The 17,799-nt window shown below is 66.3% G+C and carries 15 protein-coding genes; 8 read left to right on the top strand and 7 right to left on the bottom strand.

Translation table 11 applies throughout. The features are described from left to right. Window positions 1-3: 3 nt before the first annotated feature. The 3 genes from C3481_RS14975 to C3481_RS14965 are packed head-to-tail and all read right to left on the bottom strand — an operon-like array spanning window position 4 to window position 2,550. A complete protein-coding gene (locus C3481_RS14975) occupies window positions 4-747 on the bottom strand; it encodes an ABC transporter ATP-binding protein (protein ID WP_103843127.1) in 744 nt (247 codons plus the stop codon). Further along, the gene (locus C3481_RS14970; protein ID WP_023955423.1) at window positions 747-1,538 is read right to left on the bottom strand and encodes an ABC transporter permease; all 792 of its coding nucleotides are present in this window, start codon (window positions 1,536-1,538) and stop codon (window positions 747-749) included. Before C3481_RS14970 ends, C3481_RS14975 begins: the two co-directional genes overlap by 1 nt. A 31-nt stretch (window positions 1,539-1,569) precedes the next feature. Then, entirely contained in the window at window positions 1,570-2,550 is a 981-nt protein-coding gene (locus C3481_RS14965; RefSeq protein WP_103843125.1) for a glycosyltransferase domain-containing protein, read from the bottom strand. A 108-nt stretch (window positions 2,551-2,658) separates the two neighbouring features. Between C3481_RS14965 and C3481_RS14960 the strand changes: the two genes are divergently transcribed. Next, window positions 2,659-3,612 carry a hypothetical protein gene (locus C3481_RS14960; RefSeq protein ID WP_146053666.1) on the top strand — a complete coding sequence of 318 codons (954 nt, stop codon included), beginning with the start codon at window positions 2,659-2,661 and terminating at the stop codon, window positions 3,610-3,612. On the opposite strand, the gene C3481_RS14955 is transcribed toward C3481_RS14960, so the two are convergent. From C3481_RS14955 to glf, 4 genes are all read right to left on the bottom strand, one after another. Continuing rightward, a complete protein-coding gene (locus C3481_RS14955) occupies window positions 3,600-4,781 on the bottom strand; it encodes an ABC transporter ATP-binding protein (protein WP_258039142.1) in 1,182 nt (393 codons plus the stop codon). The two genes, C3481_RS14960 and C3481_RS14955, sit on opposite strands and share 13 nt — an antisense overlap. A gap of 74 nt (window positions 4,782-4,855) precedes the next feature. Next, window positions 4,856-5,647, bottom strand: coding sequence for an ABC transporter permease (locus C3481_RS14950; RefSeq protein ID WP_258039141.1), 792 nt, complete (start codon window positions 5,645-5,647; stop codon window positions 4,856-4,858). 195 nt (window positions 5,648-5,842) lie between these two features. After that, window positions 5,843-7,879: an acyltransferase family protein gene (locus tag C3481_RS14945; RefSeq protein ID WP_181021953.1), complete on the bottom strand. Its 2,037-nt coding sequence runs from the start codon at window positions 7,877-7,879 to the stop codon at window positions 5,843-5,845. Between the two features lie 7 nt (window positions 7,880-7,886). Beyond that, entirely contained in the window at window positions 7,887-9,023 is a 1,137-nt protein-coding gene (gene glf, locus C3481_RS14940; protein ID WP_103843117.1) for a UDP-galactopyranose mutase, read from the bottom strand. 214 nt (window positions 9,024-9,237) lie between these two features. Between glf and C3481_RS16595 the strand changes: the two genes are divergently transcribed. From C3481_RS16595 to rfbA, 7 genes are read left to right on the top strand one after another with little or no spacing between them, the layout of a single operon-like run. Next, the gene (locus tag C3481_RS16595; protein ID WP_181021952.1) at window positions 9,238-11,121 is read left to right on the top strand and encodes a DUF6541 family protein; all 1,884 of its coding nucleotides are present in this window, start codon (window positions 9,238-9,240) and stop codon (window positions 11,119-11,121) included. Next, complete coding sequence (locus tag C3481_RS14935) at window positions 11,118-12,335, top strand: glycosyltransferase family 4 protein (protein ID WP_181021951.1); 1,218 nt, start codon at window positions 11,118-11,120, stop codon at window positions 12,333-12,335. Before C3481_RS16595 ends, C3481_RS14935 begins: the two co-directional genes overlap by 4 nt. Next, entirely contained in the window at window positions 12,332-13,522 is a 1,191-nt protein-coding gene (locus tag C3481_RS14930; protein ID WP_258039140.1) for a glycosyltransferase family 2 protein, read from the top strand. Before C3481_RS14935 ends, C3481_RS14930 begins: the two co-directional genes overlap by 4 nt. A 3-nt stretch (window positions 13,523-13,525) precedes the next feature. After that, window positions 13,526-14,659 (top strand): glycosyltransferase family 1 protein, encoded by a 1,134-nt coding sequence (locus tag C3481_RS14925; RefSeq protein ID WP_103843113.1) that lies wholly within the window; start codon window positions 13,526-13,528, stop codon window positions 14,657-14,659. Continuing rightward, a complete protein-coding gene (locus C3481_RS14920) occupies window positions 14,652-15,887 on the top strand; it encodes a lipopolysaccharide biosynthesis protein (RefSeq protein ID WP_103843111.1) in 1,236 nt (411 codons plus the stop codon). The genes C3481_RS14925 and C3481_RS14920 overlap by 8 nt, the downstream gene beginning before the upstream one ends. After that, complete coding sequence (locus C3481_RS14915) at window positions 15,884-16,891, top strand: glycosyltransferase family 2 protein (protein WP_103843109.1); 1,008 nt, start codon at window positions 15,884-15,886, stop codon at window positions 16,889-16,891. Before C3481_RS14920 ends, C3481_RS14915 begins: the two co-directional genes overlap by 4 nt. Before the next feature lie 20 nt (window positions 16,892-16,911). Further along, entirely contained in the window at window positions 16,912-17,781 is an 870-nt protein-coding gene (rfbA, locus tag C3481_RS14910) for a glucose-1-phosphate thymidylyltransferase RfbA (RefSeq protein ID WP_103843107.1), read from the top strand. The last annotated feature ends 18 nt before the right edge of the window (window positions 17,782-17,799 follow it).

Here is a 17,799-nt window from a genome sequence, read left to right as displayed (position 1 = left end):
CCCTTAGGCTTCGCCGTTGTGGTCCGCGTTGTACCGGTCGAGCACGTCGCCGATCGGCCCGTCGAGGACCAGAACGCCCTTGTCGAGGTACAGGCCGCGCGTGCAGAAACGTCGCAGGTCCTTCTCGTTGTGGCTGACGAAGAACAGCGTCCGCCCCTCGGCGAGCAACTCGTCGATGCGCTTGTAGCACTTCGCACGGAACGCACGGTCGCCGACGGCGAGCACCTCATCGACGAGGAGGATCGGCTCGTCCAGCTGCGACACCACCGAGAACGCCAGGCGCACCTTCATGCCGTTCGAGAGGTGCTTGTACGGGGTGTCGACGAAGTCGGAGATCTCGGCGAACTCGATGATGTCGTCGAAGCGACGGCTGACCTCGGCCTTCGACATGCCGTGCAGCCCCGCCGTCAGGCGCACGTTCTCCCGGACCGTCAGGTCGCCGACGAAGCCGCCCGTGATCTCGATGAGCGGTGCGACGCCGCCGTGCACCTCGACACGTCCCTCATCCGCCAGCAGGACGCCGGCGACGAGCTTGAGGAGCGTGGACTTCCCCTGCCCATTGCGCCCGACGACGCCGATCGACTCGCCCGGCTCGACCGAGAACGAGACATCGCGAAGAGCCCAGAACTCGCCCGGCCTGCTGCGACGGGACGCACCGCCGAACAGGTCCTTCAGATTGCGCCGCCCGCGCCGGTTGCGGCGGAAGCGGACGCCGAGGTCGCGCACCTCGATCGCGAGTCCCGTCATCACAGCTCCTTCAGCACCGGACGCTCGAGGCGTGAGAAGACGAGGAGGCCGAGCCCGAAGATCAGGATGCTGGTGACGGCCCCGACGATCACCGACAGCGTGTCCCATTGATCGGGGAAGAACCCCACGCGGTAGAGCGTGAAGATACCGGCCAGCGGATTGAACGCCCCGAGTTCCTTGAAGACGCCGGGCAGGTCGGCCACGCCGTAGATGATCGGCGAAGCGTAGAAGAGCGCACGGAGGACGAGCCGCGTGGTGCGCTCCAGATCGCCCCAGAGGACGCAGAGCGGGGCGACGATGAGCCCCAATCCCAGCAGCAGGATCACCTGCAGCACGACGGCCACGGGGAACAGCAGAAGAGCCGGGTTCACCGTCGCACCGCCGAAGATCGCGAACATCGCGAGCACCGGGAGCGAGAAGAGGAACTCGATGCCCTTGCTCAGAACGATGCGTCCCACCCAGATCGAGCGAGGGATGGAGGTCGACCGCACCAGTCGCGCGTCCTTGTTGAAGGCGCGCGTGAAGTCGGTGACCGCCGAGTTGAACCACACCCAGGGCAGCAGAGCGGTGATGAGAAAGACGATGTACGGGTTCTCGCCGACATCCCGATGGAAGACCTGCGTGAAGACGAACCAGTAGATTCCGCTCATGACGAGGGGATCGAGGACCGACCACAGGTACCCGAGCGCGCTCGTGGAGTACCGCACCCGCAGGTCGCGCGCCGACAGCAGCCACAGAGAGTGGAAGTAGCGCCGCGGCGATCCGGGGGCGCCGACGACGGCGGGACTCACCCGACGAGTTTACGTGTTGACGGCTCGAGACTCATCGCTGGAACCGACGCGGCAGGAACCTACGCAGCAGCCGCCTGACCGCAGCATCCTGCGCCTCCAGTTCGCGTACACGCTCGGAGGCGAGGACCGCTTCCCGCGTCTTGTTGTCCAGCCGCACCTCGATCCGCGCCCGCTCCTGCGTCCCTTGCTCGATCTGCGCCTTCAGATCCTCGATCTGTGCCGCGGCGCGTTCGAGAGCATCCTCGCCTGCGGTATCCAGCCGCGCTTCAAGTTCAGCGATACGACGTACGGCGCGGCGCAGATCCGCCACGAGCGGCCCGGCCGGAAGCGAGGGCGCCTTGCCCTGCTGCACGCGGCGTCCCTCGACGATCGGCCATTCGTGGAACCGGGAATCGAAATTGTCGACATCGACGCCTCGGTAGACGATGTCACCATCGAGGGCGACCATGATCGAGAGCTGGTCTCGGCGCGAGTACCGCAGGACATGGTCGGCCCAGACTCGCATGGCACCAGCGACCCGCGCATTGCGCCGGCGAACGAGGAGCGCCGTCCAGTGCGGGCGCGCCTCGAGAACGTCGGGAACGGTAGTCGCGTAATCCGTCAGCTGCTCGTAGACCCGGCCGCGATCGTCGTAATTGAGTCGAATCACCTCGTCGAACTCGTCGATGAGTATTTCGCGATAGCTGTGAGTTGGCAACGCCATGTCGGCGTCCTCGGGCAACCAGGCAGCGACCAGTTCTTCAGGCGTCACCTTCAGCCGCACGGACGCGTCTATGTACAGGCTCACGTCGAACTCGACGTCCGTCTGAGGACCGAGGATCTTGTGCAGCCGCGCACTGCGCACGGGGTCCGCGGCGAAAGCCGGTTGCACCACCTGGATCTCCCACGTATCACTCGTCAGATCGGGGTCGTCCGTGAAGCAGATGAACCGAGCCTGGCTGTCCCGGGCCACCGGCTGATCGAGGAGTGAGTCGTAGCGGCCGAACAGCGAAGTGAAGACGACGAGGCTCATGCGGAGCCCCACGAAGCGTGCGGCAGCACGGACAGCATGCACATGGGTCCAACCGTAGCCGCTGTGCGCGCACGGGCTGCTCAGGCTCGACGAACTAAAGTGGAGCGCATGCTGCAGCGCGTGAGCCACCTGGCCGAAGCCGCACGCTCACGAACGCGAGCAGCGGCACGGACCATCGCCGTGCGCTACGGCGGACTGCCGCATTCGGTCGGAACGGTGGACAGCCCTCCGCCTCCCGTCGCACACGACGTCACCCAGCTGTGGCTGCGGAACCTGACCAGTCGCGACCCGATCACCGACAGCACGAGCGACGAAACCGTGACGATGACCACCCACGGGCAGCGCATCCGTGATGTCTGGCTCGCCATCGAGTCCATCGGGCGAGGAGACAGGTTGCCCTCCCGAATCATCCTCTGGCTCGACGAGGGCACGAAGGTCCCCTGGCGGCTGCGTCGCTTGCGCTCGCGCGGCCTCGAGATCCAGCAGGTCGCTCGAGGCTGGGGCGTCCACACGAAGTACTGGCCGTATGTCTCCCGCGTCGACCCCGTCGGACCGCTGGTGACCGCCGACGACGACATCCTGTACCCGCCGAATTGGCTGCAGGACCTGCACACGTTGCACGAGCGCTATCCGGATGACGTCATCGCGTTCCGCGCGCACAGCATGGTCATGGTCGACCATGACAACTTCGCCCCGTACAGCTCGTGGCCCACATGCACGAGCACCGAGCCCAGTTACGCGCACTTCGCGACGTCGGTCTCGGGCCAGCTCCTACCCACGGGCTTGCAGAACGCGTTGCGAGAAGAAGGGCCGGGGTTTATCGAGATCTGTCCGACTGCTGACGATGTCTGGATCCATCGATGCGCCGTCGCTCACGGCTTCCGTACCCGCCAGGTCGAGGAGAGGTCGTTGCATTGGTGGTTCATCCCCGGTTCGCAGACCTCCGGGCTGAATGCGGTCAACGTGGTCGGCGGGGCCAACGATGCGCAGCTGCGTGCGACACACACCGAGCTGACACGCGGACGTATCTGGGCTTCCGCGGGAAGGCCTCAGCGCACCTGAATGTCCGCGTGGACGGTCCCCGTCTGGCGGTGCTCCATCGGGACGAAGAAGGTCGCGGCCTGCCAAGCAACGGCCAGCGAAGAACCGTTCTCGTCAGCCACCTCAGCATTGACGAAGTACTGTCCGCCCGCGAATGCCGAGTTGCGAATCACGTACTCCACTTCGGTCTTCCCCGCCTCGACACGGCCGTGCGGCTGCTCGAGGCGCCGGCTCCCCGTGCCGAGGACCTGCTGACCCGACGGAGTATCAATGCTGACTCCGGTGTTCCAGCGCTCGTAGGGCTGGGTGTGGTTGACGACGATGCGGACGTGGATGTCTTCACCGGGCTTCACATCAGACAAGGGGGTGCCATCAGCAGCCTCGATGCGAACGGCTTCGATGGACGAAGTCGGTGCCTTCTCTTCGGACTCCGGGTGGAGTTCTGCTTCCAGGACATCGGCATTCTCCGCATTGCGACGCCGGCGGCCCTCCAGCACCTCACGGTGCACGCGGGTGGCTGCCGCCGCAGACCCCGAGAAGACGACCTCACCATCGTGGAGGACGACGCCCTGATCGCAGATCTCCATGACCTGCGCCGCGGAGTGAGAGACAAGGATGATCGTCCTGCCCTCCGCCTGGAACTCGCGGATCTTGTCCATGCACTTGCGCTGGAAGGCTTCATCCCCGACCGCGAGCACCTCATCCACCAGCAGGATGTCGGGGTCGGTGTGGATGGCGACGGCGAACGCGAGTCGCACGTACATCCCGGAGGAGTAGAACTTGACCTGCGTGTCGATGAAATCGCCGATCTCCGCGAACGCCACGATGCTGTCGAACTCCGCGTCGGTCTGCTCCCGCGACAGACCAAGGATCGCGGCATTCAGGTAGACGTTGTCGCGACCGGACAGATCCGGGTGGAATCCGGCGCCGAGTTCGAGCAGAGCGGCGAACCGGCCGCGTCGACGCACGGATCCCGAGGTCGGATCGATGATGCCGCCGATGATCTTCAGGAGAGTGCTCTTGCCCGATCCATTGGGCCCCATGAGCCCGATGGTCGATCCGGCCGGGATGTTCACGGACACGTTCTTGAGAGACTGGAACACTTCCTGGTGCAACCGCCCGCGTCTGCCGAAGGTCACCACGCGCTCTTTGATCGAGTTGTCTCGACGGATGGTGAACTTCTTCGACACGTCCTCGACGACGACGACGTCGGGCCCGGTCGGTCGATCCTGGGGAGATGTAGACCTGTTTTCGGTCACGTCGGTCAGAGCTCCTGTGCGAAGTTGCCTTGTAGGCGGGCGAAAAGGCGTTGGCATGCCCATACGAGGACGAGCCCGATCACGAATGCGATCGCCATTCGGAGCGCCAGATGAGGGGGATAGTCGGCCGGTGAGCCCGAGACCCAGAAAGCACGGTGGAATCCGAGCACCGCGAGCGTCAGGGGGCTGTTGGTGTAGATCTCCAGAAGCCAGGCGGGGAAGCCGAACTCATCGAAGACGCGATTGACCATTGTCCACGCGTAGACGATGGGCGATGCCCACATCGCCAGCATCAGCACGACCTGGGTCAGGTACTGGACGTCCCTGAGGTAGACATTCAGCGCGGAGAGGAAGAGGCCGGTGGCGAGACCGTAGACGATGATGAGGCCGACGGCGGGGACGAAGTAGATTAACCCCATGGAGAAGGGGGGAACCCCGAGGATGAAGCAGGCCGCGATCAGGACGGCGAGCTGCACCAGGAACGTGAACATCGCCGACCCGATACTGGCGAGCGGGAAGATCTCGCGAGGTACGTAGACCTTCTTCACGAGTCCCGAGTTGGCGACGATCGATCCCGTGGACCCCGAGAGCATCTCGGAGAAGAAGGCGTAGATGGTCAAGCCGGAGAAGATGTAGATAGCGAAGTCGGGGATCCCGCGCGCAGCCCCGAGGAACTGCCCCATCACGACGTAGTAGACGGTGAGCTGGACGATCGGGTTGATGAGCACCCAGAGCAGCCCGAGCGCGCTGTCCTTGTACCGCGCCTTGATGTCGCGCCGCACGAGCAGCGCCAGCAACTGTCGATGAGCCCAGACCGCTCTGACCGAAGCGACGAAGCCCGTTCCTGAGGCTATCGGGGCGAGTGGCTCGTGTTCGAGGCGTTCGAAGCGAGCGAGAGCGCTATCGGTCACAGCGGAGTTCCATTCGATTCGCCAGGCACAACGACCAACGATACAGCGCGGCGTCTGTGAACCGCCCGCGGAGGGCGCGGGTCACCAGCGCTCCCCCAGCTGAGCCTCCAGTACCGGCGCGAGGGTGCGCGCGTACGAGCTGGAGAGGTGGTTGTCGTCGCGATAAACCGCGACGTTGCCGACCACGGCGGGGCAGACGTCGTCCGGGCAGATCCACTCGGTCAGATCGACGTGCGTGATGCTCTCTCGCTGCAGGATCCGTGCCGGATTCGTAGCGGCCAACGAGCTGCCGCGCGGCATGGAGCAACCGTCCGGGTCGTCCGATTCGATGACGCAGCCGAACATGTCGTAACCGAACCTCGGGTTGTCGCGCACGGCGATGATCGGGATGCCGGCGGCGTCCATGCGGTCGAGGAACCGCTCGATCCCCGGCCGGAGGCGCTCGTCCTCGTCGCCCGCGTCGGCGGCGGTGACGACGGTCATGACCGCCGACGGCATGATCGCCTCCACATGGCTGATCGCCGCTTCGCGCCACTGCGGGCAGGAGTCGGGATCGAACCCGGGATCGTCCAGGCCCATGGCGCAGCCACCGCGCACGAGGGTGATGACGCCCCAGCCGCGCTGCTCGGCGACCGGCACCAGAGCCGCCGTCATCTGCTGCGCGTGCGAGTCTCCGATCACCACGATCAGCTCGCTCGCGCGCTGGGTACCCGGCATCTCGAAGCACGAACCGTGCAAGATGTCGTCGGTGACGGCGCGCGGGCCGCTGCACTCGAGCTCGAGCTGAACCCATTCGTCTTCGATCGCGGTCGCGAGCGGGATCATCGGAAGTGCCACGTCGGGCTCGGAGATCTCTTCGTCGAAGAGCACGTGCGCACCCGGGTTCGCGATGAGCTGCTGTTCGGCGGCCCTCTGCTCCCGGTACGCGGTCATGCCCTGCCACGTCCCGACCGGAACGACGACGATGAGCGCAGCGACGGCGACCACCGCGAGAGACGGCATGACGCCGCGTTCGGCCCGGCGCCACTGCCGCACGGGGTGGTCCACGGCGAACGTCAGCAGTCGCGCGCACACCATGGAGGCGACGACGATGGCGAGCCCGCCGACCAGACCGACCTCGGTGCGTTCGCGGACGACGAGCCACGTGACGAGGATCGGCCAGTGCACGAGGTAGAGACCGTACGCGTCACGGCCGGCCAGCCGGAGGGGGCGCGACGCGAGCAACTGAGCGGGCCCGTGACCGGCGTCTCCAGTGCCCGAGACCACGACCATCGCCGCGCACACGACCGGCCAGAGGGCCAGGTACCCCGGGAAGCCGCCCTCGACGTCGAGGACGACCCCGCAGGCGAGCAGTCCGGCGATGCCCGTCCAGCCGAGGACCGTGCTCAAGGCGGGCCCGGGCCGCAGGTACGGGAGCGCGACGACCAGCAACGACCCCGCAGCGAACTCCCACAGGCGAGCCCCCGTGTCGAAGTACGCCAGCTGCTGCGCGGCATCCGTGCGTACGACGGAGTACCCCAACGAGATCACGAAGACCGCGCCGAACACCACCGCGACGACCGCATCCGGAGACCGCCGGAATCGCCGAATGATCAGCAGGCACAGCGCGAAGAGAACGGCCCACAGCACGAACGCCTGCCCCTGCACGGAGAGTGACCAGAAGTGCTGGAGCGGGCTGAGCCCCTCGCCGCGGTTGTAGTAGTCGACCGCGTCAGCCGCGAGGACCCAATTCTGGACGTACAGCAATGACGCCCATGTCTGCTCCCAGAGCGACCGCCACATCGTCGCCGGGTAGAACAGGCGCACCAGCAGCAGGACGAGCACGAGCGTGACCGCGGCGGCGGGCAGAAGACGCCGGAACGTCCCGACAAGCCGGCGCGCGATGTCCGGTGGTGCTCCGGTGTGGATGCGGTGCAGGAACGTACGCGTCAGGAAGTACGCGGACAGCATCAGGAAGACGTCGACACCGCCCGATACGCGCCCGAGCCAGACGTGGTAGGTCACGACCAGCAGGATGGCGACGGCCCGAAGACCGTCGATGTCGGCGCGGTACCCCCAGCGGTCCGTCTCCGTCCTCGGTCCGGCGATACCGCTCACGCGGTCCGTCAGCGAACCCACGACGTCCTCACGCGAGGTGGTTGTTCCACATCGACAGCGCCGAGCCGATGGCCATGTGCATGTCGAGGTACTGGTACGTGCCCAGGCGCCCACCGAAGTGGACGTCCTGCTCGCCCTTGGCGAGGTCGCGGTACGCCAGCAGTCCGGCGCGGTCGTCGGCCGTGTTCACCGGGTAGTACGGCTCGTCGGCGCGGGTCGCGAAGCGCGAGTACTCCCGCACGATGACGGTCTTGTCCGTCGGGTACCGGTCGGCGCGCTCCGGGTGGAAGTGCTTGAACTCGTGGATGCGGGTGTACGGCGCATCGGCGTCGGCGTAGTTCATGACGCTCGTGCCCTGGAAGTCCGGGATGTCGAGGACGTCCTGCTCGAAATCGAGGGTGCGCCACGACAGCTCGCCCTCCGTGTAGTCGAAGTAGCGGTCGACGGGGCCGGTGTAGACGATCGGCACCTGGCCGACGGTCGCCTTCTTGTTCAGCGGCTGCGACTCGTCGAAGAAGTCGGTGCTCAGCTTCACCTCGATGTTCGCGTGGTCGGCCATGCGCTCGAGCCAGGCGGTGTAGCCGTCGACCGGAAGGCCTTCCCAGGTGTCGTTGAAGTAGCGGTTGTCGTAGGTGTAGCGGACCGGCAGGCGCGAGATGATCTCGGCCGGCAGCTCCTTCGGATCGGTCTGCCACTGCTTCGCGGTGTAGTCCCGGATGAACGCCTCGTAGAGCGGACGGCCGATCAGACCGATGGCGCGCTCCTCGAGATTGTTCGCCTGCTTCGGGTCGAACTCGCCCGCGAGCTCCTGGATGAGGTCGCGTGCCTCACCGGGCGTGTACGCCGCCTGGAAGAACTGGTTGATCGTTCCGAGGTTGATCGGAAGCGGGTACACGACGCCCTTGTGGGTCGTATAGACGCGGTGGACGTAATTCGTGAACTGCGTGAAGCGGTTGACGTACTCCCACACCGTCGCGTTCGAGGTGTGGAACAGGTGGGCCCCGTACTTGTGGACTTCGATGCCGGTGGTCGGCTCGTTCTCGGTGTAGGCGTTGCCGCCGATGTGGTGACGTCGGTCGATGACCGTCACCTTGCGACCGGATGCCGCGGCACGCTCGGCGATGGTGAGGCCGAAGAAGCCGGAGCCGACGATGAGGAGGTCCATGGGGCGAACGCTTTCGTTTCGGGGCAAGGAAGAAGCCTGTCAGCCCGGTAAGGGGCATCGTGTGATTCTACGCGAGCCGCCCCGCGGGCCTGAGGAGAGCATGGGAAGCCCAAAGAGAGCGTCGGCTACGATGTTTCACTGGTGTCATTCGAGAAGGTGGATCACGATGCTCCAGGAATGGTATGTCGCGATACCGCCGTTTCTCATCGCGGCCATGGCGATGATCCTTCCCGGCCTTGCCGTCCTCATCGCCGGATGGGGCGTTTCGCGCATCTCTCTGCTCTTCGTCGCACCGGCCGTGTCGACGGCGCTGCTTGCCGTTTCCGCGACCATCGCTCCCATCATTCGACTGCCGTGGTCGCCGATTCCGCTCGCGCTCCTGACCCTGGTAGCGGTGGCTGTCGCCTTCGCTCTCCGTCGCTGGGTCGGGCCACAGAACGCTGCACCACGCGGCCTGTGGCGGGCGCTCGCACCGATGGCCGCTTTCGTGATCGCTGCGGCTGTCGTCGGTAGTCAGCTGGTGTGGGCGTTCGGGCGGCCCGAGAACATCTCGCAGACGTTCGATGCGATCGTGCACCTCAACACGGCGGCCTACGCCATCGATACAGCGGACGCCTCGGCATTCCACATCGGGGACACGTCTGATATCCCGTTCTATCCCAACGCTTGGCACAGTCTCGTCTCGCTTGCGGCGCTGTCGACGGGTGTCACGACACCCGTCGCCGTGACCGCCGCGAACATCGCCATCGGCGCCATCGCATGGCCGGCCTCGTGCATCGCACTGGCGGGAGCCTTCTTCCGCGGCCGGACCGCGGCTCACATCTCGGCGGCAGCTCTCGCCACCGGGTTCGGGGCGTTCCCGATGCTGCTGTTCTTCTTCGGCGTCCTTTACCCGAACGTGTCTGCCTACGCGGTCCTGCCGGCCGGTGTCGCGGTCGTCATCTGGCTCCTGCGAGCCGACTCCGTTCGCGACATGGCGCGATGGTCAGTTCTGCTTCTCGTGCTCTGCGCCGGGATCGGCCTTGCGCACCCGAACGCCTTCCTCGCGCTCTTCGCATTCGGAGCCGTGCTTGCGGTCGCCGAGTTGGCAAAGCGGACCATGGCAGACCCCACCCGTCGGACCTGGGTGCTCAACGGAACCCTCGCCGTCGCGATCCTGGTGGCCGGCGCTGGCCTCTGGCGCCTCTCGCGCACGAACTACGAGATGTCGCGATGGGGCCCCTGGCAGAGCACGGCACAGGCATCCGGGGAGGCCCTCCTACTGTCGCCCCGCGCCTATCCGGTCACGGTGACGGTTTCGGTCCTCGTCGTCGTAGGCCTGATCGCGATCGTCCGGCGGCCGAGGCTCCACCCGATCGCCCTGCCCTACGTCGTCGCATGCTTCCTGTTCGTGCTGGTCTCCGGGACCCGCGTCAACAATGTTCTTCGCGAGATGGTCACCAACCCCTGGTACAACGACTCGTTCCGCCTCGCCGCGCTCCTTCCGGTCGCAGGAATTCCTGTCGCGACACTGGGCGCGGTCGTGATCGTCGATGGAGCGCGGTATCTGCTGTCACGGTGGCAAGCACCTGCAGCGGTGTCGGTGGTCGCCGCTTCCGCCGCAACCGTCGCGATCTTCTCCGTGGGCATCGGGCCCAACGTTCTCCGGGTCGCAGGTGACACACGCACCGTCCACATGATGGACTCGACCTCCCCGCTTCTCTCGATCGAAGAACAGCGGCTTCTCGAGCGTCTGGATGAGACGACTCCGGCGGATGCGCTCATCGCCGGAAGCCCATGGACGGGTACTTCGCTGGCATACGCCGTCGCCGGTCGCGAGGTGGTCGAGAAGCACATCTTCGGTTCGCGCGACGCCGATGAGATCTACTTGGACGAGAACCTCCGCAATATCGACTCCGATCCCCTTGTATGCGAGGCCATCGACGCGCTCGGCGTCGATTACGTCCTCGATTTCGGCGCACAGAACGTCTGGAACAACCCGGCGGCCTCAGTCGACCGCGACGGCATCCAGAACCTCCCTCCGGCGGTGTCCCTCGAACTGATCGACTCGGAGGGCTCGGACGCGAAGCTCTACCGCGTCGTCGGGTGCGATCGATGAGCGGTGCTCGACCCGTCGCAGTCGCCTACGACTGCCTTTTCCCGTACACCACCGGCGGCGGTGAACGGCAGTACCGCGCGTTCGCCGAGGCGATGGTGAGTCGCGGCGAATCCGTCGAGTACCTCACCGCCCGTCAGTGGAACGATGCGAACCCCCCGCGCGAATCGTTCGCCGTCCGAGAGATCACGCCCGAACTGACTCTGCACGACGCCTCAGGCGTTCGCCGTATCAGCGCCGCGGCCCGATTCGCCGCAGGACTCTTCCGATCGCTCCTCCGCCGGCGTCGGGCTTACTCAGCCGTCCTCGTGAGCGGCCTGCCCGTGCTCAACGTCTTCGCTGCACGTCTGGCCCTGCTGGGCTCCGGAACGCCCCTGGCTGTCGACTACCTCGAGGTGTGGGGCAGGCATCAGTGGATCGAATACGCCGGCGGACTCATGGGCAACGTGGCATGGGGCCTCCAGCGGCTAGCTATCGCGGTGACGCCCATCGCCACCTGCCACTCGCAGTTGAGCGCGAACCGCCTCCGGGCGGAAGGGTTCCGCGGAGAACTCCTCCTCAGTCCGGGACTGATCGACGATCGCACGGCCGACGCGTCGTCTCAACCGGCACCCGTCGCGAACCCTCCCTTCGTCCTCTACGCGGGGCGTCACATCCCCGACAAGAGAGTCGAGGCGCTTCCCGCCGCCATCGCTGTCGCCCGCGAGGATTTCCCCGACCTCAGACTCGTCATCCTCGGCGAGGGGCCGCAGAGCGCGGCCATCGATGAGGCCATCCGCGCGGTCAACGGCGCCGATTGGAGCGAGCGTCCCGGGTTCGTCTCAGAGGAGACGTTGACGGAGCTCATGAGTACGGCTGCCGTGCTCGTGAATCCGTCTCGCCGCGAAGGCTACGGTCTGGTCGTGGTGGAAGCCGCCGCATCCGGCACTCCCGTCGTCCTCGTCGCGGACCCATCGAACGCCGCCATCGAGCTCGTCAGCCCCGGGGTCAATGGCGCTATCGCCCCCGACATCGACCCAGCATCGCTGGGCGGGGCGATCCGGACCGTCCTGCGCGGCGGGGCCGACCTCCGACACAGCACGCGTGCCTGGTACGACGACGCCGTGCGGACCCGCACGATCGGGCGTACCGTGGATGGAATCCTCGCGGCGTTCGACCGCGCCCGAAAGAAGACCCGCGGGGCGCGTTCAGCCTCCGCGCAGGAAGGACCTCTGTGAACGACCAGCCCGAGATCGAGCTGACGATCCTGATGCCGTGCCTCAACGAGGCGGAGACACTCGAGGTCTGCATCCGGAAGGCGCAGGGCTTCCTCGCCCGTACCGGAATCAGCGGCGAAGTGCTGATCTCCGACAACGGCAGCACCGACGGATCCCAGGAGATCGCGACCCGGCTCGGCGCTCGCGTGTCCCCCGCCCCCCGTCGTGGGTACGGCGCCGCTCTGATCAATGGGATCGAAGCCGCTCGCGGGCGTTACATCATCATGGGCGACGCCGACGACAGCTACGACTTCGAGAACCTCGAGCCGTTCGTCGAGCGGCTCCGCGCGGGCGCCGACCTCGTCATGGGCAACCGCTTCGCTGGAGGCATCGCTCCGGGCGCCATGCCTCCCCTCCACAAATATCTCGGCAACCCCGTGCTCTCGACGATCGGTCAGCTCTTCTTCCGGCCGAACGTGCGCGACTTCCACTGCGGTCTGCGCGGATTCAATCGCGACCGCATCCGCGACCTCGCTCTGCAGACGACGGGCATGGAGTTCGCGTCCGAGATGGTGGTGAGGGCGTCCTTGTCGAAGTACCGCATCGAAGAAGTTCCCACCACGCTCAAAAAAGATGGCCGATCGCGTCCCCCGCACCTGCGCAGCTGGCATGACGGGTGGCGTCACCTCCGGTTCCTCCTGCTGTTCGCTCCGCGCTGGCTCTTCGTCTACCCGGGTCTCGTCGCGTTCTTCCTCGGAGCCGTCACCGTCGCGGTTCTCGCATTCGGTGGGATCGAGGTGGCCGGCATCGGGTTCGATGTCACGACGATGGTCTACGCCAGCGCACTAACGGTTCTCGGGTATCAATCCCTCCTCTTCTTCTGGCTCACCAAGCTCTACGCGACCCAGGAGGGCTTCCTCCCCACAAGTGCCCGTTATCGGGCGATCGTGGCTAAGTGGTCGGCCGAGCGTGGTCTGCTCATCGGCCTTGGCCTCTTCCTGCTCGGCGTCGTGATCGGCGTCGTCCAGGTGGTCCGGTGGGGCAGCATCGACTTCGGCACACAGGATGCTGCGCAGGCCGTCCGCATCGCGATCCCCAGCGCCCTGGGCATCATCCTCGGGTTCCAGACGGTCATGATGAGTTTCTTCTCGGGCGTGCTCACGACGCCGCGCCGCGAGCAGAAGCCCGAAGCCGTCATCGAGAGCTGACCCGTGCGCGTCCTCGTCGATCTCCTCGGCTATACCGGTGGCCGGGGAGGCACCGAGACGTACGTGCGGGAGCTGCTCCCCCGGCTGCACGAGCATCTTCCGGGAGTCGAGCTCATCGCACTGACCGGTCGGGCCGGGATCGTGGGAGTGACCGCATTCTTCCCCGGACCGGTCGAGACGATCCGCTGGGTGGGCGGCGGCCGTGCCACGTGGGCCGCGGGAGAGATAGTGGCTGTCAATCGCACAGCCCGCCGCGTCGGCGCCGATCTGATCTGGTCACCCGCGAACTTCGGCCCCCTGACTCGTGGAGGAGCCGGCCGGATCGTCTCAGTGCATGACGTGATCTATCACGAAGTCCGCGGATCGGGGCTGGCGGGCCTCGCCCGCTCCGTTACGGCATGGCTGATGACCAGGACGGCGCGGAGCGCCGACCGCCTTCTCACCGTGTCGGATGCTGCGGCGTCCGCCATCGCCCGACACCTCGGCGTTCCTCCCGCGCGGATCAGCGTGGTGCACAATGGGAGCGCCGAACCTCGGACCGTCGAGAATCCATGGGAATCTCTGGAGCCGCTCGGCATCGACGCCAGCCGCCCGTTGCTGTTGAGCGCGGGCAATCGAATGCCGCATAAGAACTTCGTCGGCCTGCTCGACGCCCTCGCGGCTCTGTCCCCCGATCAGCGTCCGCGCTCCGTCATCGTCGGTGGCGGACCCGACGACCCCCTCACGCCGGCCGTGGCAGCGCGCGGCCTCGACGCCGACGTCGTGCTTCCCGGCTGGGTGTCTGACGACCAGCTGGCATCGCTCTACTCGGCTGCCGGCGTGTACGCCTGCCCGTCTCTCGTCGAGGGCTTCGGACTCCCGGTCGTCGACGCGCTACGGGCAGAATGCATCGTGGTCGCCAACGACGTGCCCGTCCTGCACGAGGTGGGCGGTGAGTATGCGTTCTACGCGGACGCGACGAATCCGACAGCCTTCGCCGCAGCGATCTCCCGTGCGTTCGATCTCGACCGCGCCGCGGGCGACCGGCGTCGGTCCGAGGGCCGCGCGTGGGCCGAACGATTCAACTGGGACGCCGCAGCAGAGGCTGTCGCGGCGGTTCTGCGATCCGAACTGCACACGGCGCGCACTCATGAGTGAGACCAGCAGTCTCCGCTCGCGTCTCTTCGGCTTCACGCTGATCCCGGCAATCGCCGCCGTCTCTCCCCTCGTGGTGCTGCCCGCCGTGTCGCGCTCCGCGGGCGAGGACGGGTGGGCGAGCGCTATCGCCGGAGAATCAGTGGGAACGTTCGCCGCCATCGCCGTCGCTTACGGCTGGACGACGGTCGGGCCGGCTCTCATCGCGGGAACGATCGACAACGTTCGTCGCGGCAGGCTCTACAGAGACGCTGTCGTGGTGCGGCTGGCCATGTCCGTGGTCGCCCTGCCGCTACTCATCGTCCTCTGCTCGGTCATCGCGGCCCCGGGGCATGCTCTCCTCGCTTCGCTGATGGGCCTTCAGGGCGCGCTCATCGGTCTCTCCTTCACCTGGTTCGCCGTCGGCGTCGGCGACCCGCGCTCTATTTTGTTCTACGACGCGATTCCGCGTTTGTGCGTCGCGGTGGTCGCGATGCTCGCGATCGTGAACGGGGTTCCCGTCGAGGTCTATCCGATCGCCGGCATCCTCGTGACTCTGATCGGTACCGCGGCCTACACCCTGGGTCTCCTGCGCCGGTACCCCTCGCCCTGGCCTCCGCTGCGCGAGGTCCCCGGCCTCTTCCGCGTCGGTGCGCCCGTGGCCCTGAATGACGGCGCGCTCGGCGCATATTCTTCCGTGCCGATGCCCCTGGTGAACACGATCGCCTCTGGCTCCGCCGCCGCGGGCTTCGCCTCGGCGGACAAGCTGGCCAAGCTCGGTCAGTTCCTTCCCCTCACGCTCGCGAACGCCCTGCAATCGTGGACCGCCGAGGTGCGGGGAAGTGAGCGCGGCAAGCGACTGAAGATCGCGCTCACGATGCATGGCGGCTTCGGGTTGCTCGGCACCGTCGTGCTCGGCCTAGCGGGTCCGCCGGTGACAGCGATGATCTTCGGTCGCCCCAACGCCGCGGCGGTAGGTGTCTGCTTCGCACTCGGCTTCGCGTTCGCGATGTACTCGCTGCGGACGTCGATGACCCGTCACATACTCTTTCCCGCAGCCGAGCAGAGGAGCGTGATGCGGGCGACATTGACAGCAACCGTCGTCGGCGTTCCGGCGATGTTGATCGGAGCGTCACTGTGGGGCCCGCTTGGCGTCGCACTTGGTTACGCCGCGACGGAGACCATCTCGACAGCGCTTCTCTTACGGCGCACGACCACAGCATTGCAACGATTGGTGCGGGAGGAAGCATGATGATGGCGCACGCGAGGCCCAGAGTCGACATCGTCATCCCCGTTCATGGCGGATGGGAATTCGTCGAGACGTGCATCGCCGCTGCCCTCGCGCAGACCATCCAGGCGAACGTCATCGTCGTCGACGACGCGTCGCCGGATGACACTCCGGAACGGATCGCCGCGACCTACCCTCGGGTGCGCCTCATCCGCAACCCGCAGAACCTCGGCTTCGCTCGCAGCTGCAACGTCGGCATCGCTGCTGGCGAGAATGAGTTGGTCATGCTGGTCAACAGCGACGTGGAGCTGGGCGCCAACGCCGTAGAAACCGCGGTAGCCACCTTCGACGAGCGAGGCCCGCGTGTCGGCAGTGCGAGCCCGATTCTCGGCGCACCGGACGGCACCGTCGATTCGTTCGGAATCGTCGCCGACGTCACCGGCGCCGGCTTCGTTCGATTCCATGGAGCGGATCTGTCCGCCACAGATCCGAGTGAGCCACGCCTTCTCGGCCCGTATGGAGCTGTCGCCGTCTATCGGCGAGCGGCGCTTGCAGAGGTCGGAGCCTTCGACGAGAACATCTTCATGTATGGCGAAGAACTGGATCTCGCGTACCGGCTGCGTGCCGCCGGCTGGCTTGCAGTCGCCATCCCACACCAGCTCGGCGTTCATCTGGGCGGAGCCTCCGCTGGCCGAGAGTCTCGTCGCCAGCGCTACCTGTCGGGCTTCGCACGCGGATACACCCTGCGCGTATACGACGTATTGCGATCGCGCCACATGATCCGGGCACTGGCGACGGAAGCAATCGTGTGCACTGCCCGGCTCGTCTTGCGACGCGATGTCGCCTCCCTCCGCGGCCGAATCGACGGGTGGAGAAAAGGCCGCAAGGTCACTAAGCGAGAGCTCCCACGGGACGGGATCGATTCGAGCATCGGCTTTGCCCGGTCGATACGCATGCGCGAACCGGGTTACTGGCGTTCGACCTCGCCTCGCAGCCAGGACACCCCTCCGGTGAGACCTGAATTGTAGGTCTGGCAGACTTGACCACCATGAAGGGCATCATTCTCGCCGGCGGTTCGGGCACGCGCCTGCACCCGATCACGTTGGGCGTCTCGAAGCAGTTGATCCCGGTGTACGACAAGCCGATGGTCTACTACCCCCTGTCGACGCTGATGCTCGCGGGCATCCGCGACATCCTGATCATCACGACGCCGCACGATGCGCCGTTCTTCGAGCGGCTCCTGGGCGACGGAACGCAGTTCGGCATCTCCCTGACGTTCGCGCAGCAGCCGTCCCCGGACGGGCTGGCACAGGCGTTCACGATCGGAGCGGATTTCATCGGCGACGACAAGGTCGCCCTCGTCCTCGGCGACAACCTCCTCTACGGTCCGGGCCTCGGTTCACAGCTCAAGCGCTACGCCGACGTCGACGGCGGGGCTGTCTTCGCGTACTGGGTGGGCGAGCCCTCCGCGTACGGCGTGGTGGAGTTCGACGACGAGGGTCGCGCCGTCTCGCTGGAGGAGAAGCCCCGCGAGCCGAAGAGCAATTTCGCGGTGCCGGGTCTGTACTTCTACGACAACGATGTGATCGACATCGCCCGCAACCTTCAGCCCTCGCCCCGCGGCGAGTACGAGATCACCGACATCAACAGCGCCTACCTCGAACGGGGCAAGCTGCAGGTCGAGGTCCTCCCCCGCGGAACCGCCTGGCTCGACACCGGCACCTTCGATCAGATGACCGACGCCGGCGATTACGTGCGCACGATGGAGCGGCGGACGGGGCTGCGGATCGGCGTTCCCGAGGAGGTGGCCTGGCGTCAGGGGTTCCTCTCCGACGACGAACTGCGCAACCGCGCGGCGAAGCTCGTGAAGTCCGGATACGGAACGTACCTGCTCGAGGTCCTCGAGCGCGGTCGGTGACGCCCCGCGCCGCGTCGC

The sequence above is a fragment of the Microbacterium sp. Ru50 genome (genome assembly GCF_002920555.1).
Taxonomy (GTDB): Bacteria; Actinomycetota; Actinomycetes; order Actinomycetales; family Microbacteriaceae; genus Microbacterium; species Microbacterium arborescens.
Note: the sequence above shows the minus strand (reverse complement) of the source record. Positions and strands in the feature narration are given on the sequence as shown.

Excerpts from the sequence above, each read along its gene's own strand:
- C3481_RS14915 (WP_103843109.1), top strand. The coding sequence starts at position 15,884 with ATGATGATGGCGCACGCGAGGCCCAGAGTCGACATCGTCATCCCCGTT.
- C3481_RS14975 (WP_103843127.1), bottom strand. The coding sequence starts at position 747 with ATGACGGGACTCGCGATCGAGGTGCGCGACCTCGGCGTCCGCTTCCGC.
- rfbA (WP_103843107.1), top strand. The coding sequence starts at position 16,912 with ATGAAGGGCATCATTCTCGCCGGCGGTTCGGGCACGCGCCTGCACCCG.
- C3481_RS14960 (WP_146053666.1), top strand. The coding sequence starts at position 2,659 with ATGCTGCAGCGCGTGAGCCACCTGGCCGAAGCCGCACGCTCACGAACG.
- C3481_RS14920 (WP_103843111.1), top strand. The coding sequence starts at position 14,652 with ATGAGTGAGACCAGCAGTCTCCGCTCGCGTCTCTTCGGCTTCACGCTG.
- C3481_RS14965 (WP_103843125.1), bottom strand. The coding sequence starts at position 2,550 with ATGAGCCTCGTCGTCTTCACTTCGCTGTTCGGCCGCTACGACTCACTC.
- C3481_RS14935 (WP_181021951.1), top strand. The coding sequence starts at position 11,118 with ATGAGCGGTGCTCGACCCGTCGCAGTCGCCTACGACTGCCTTTTCCCG.
- glf (WP_103843117.1), bottom strand. The coding sequence starts at position 9,023 with ATGGACCTCCTCATCGTCGGCTCCGGCTTCTTCGGCCTCACCATCGCC.
- C3481_RS16595 (WP_181021952.1), top strand. The coding sequence starts at position 9,238 with ATGGCGATGATCCTTCCCGGCCTTGCCGTCCTCATCGCCGGATGGGGC.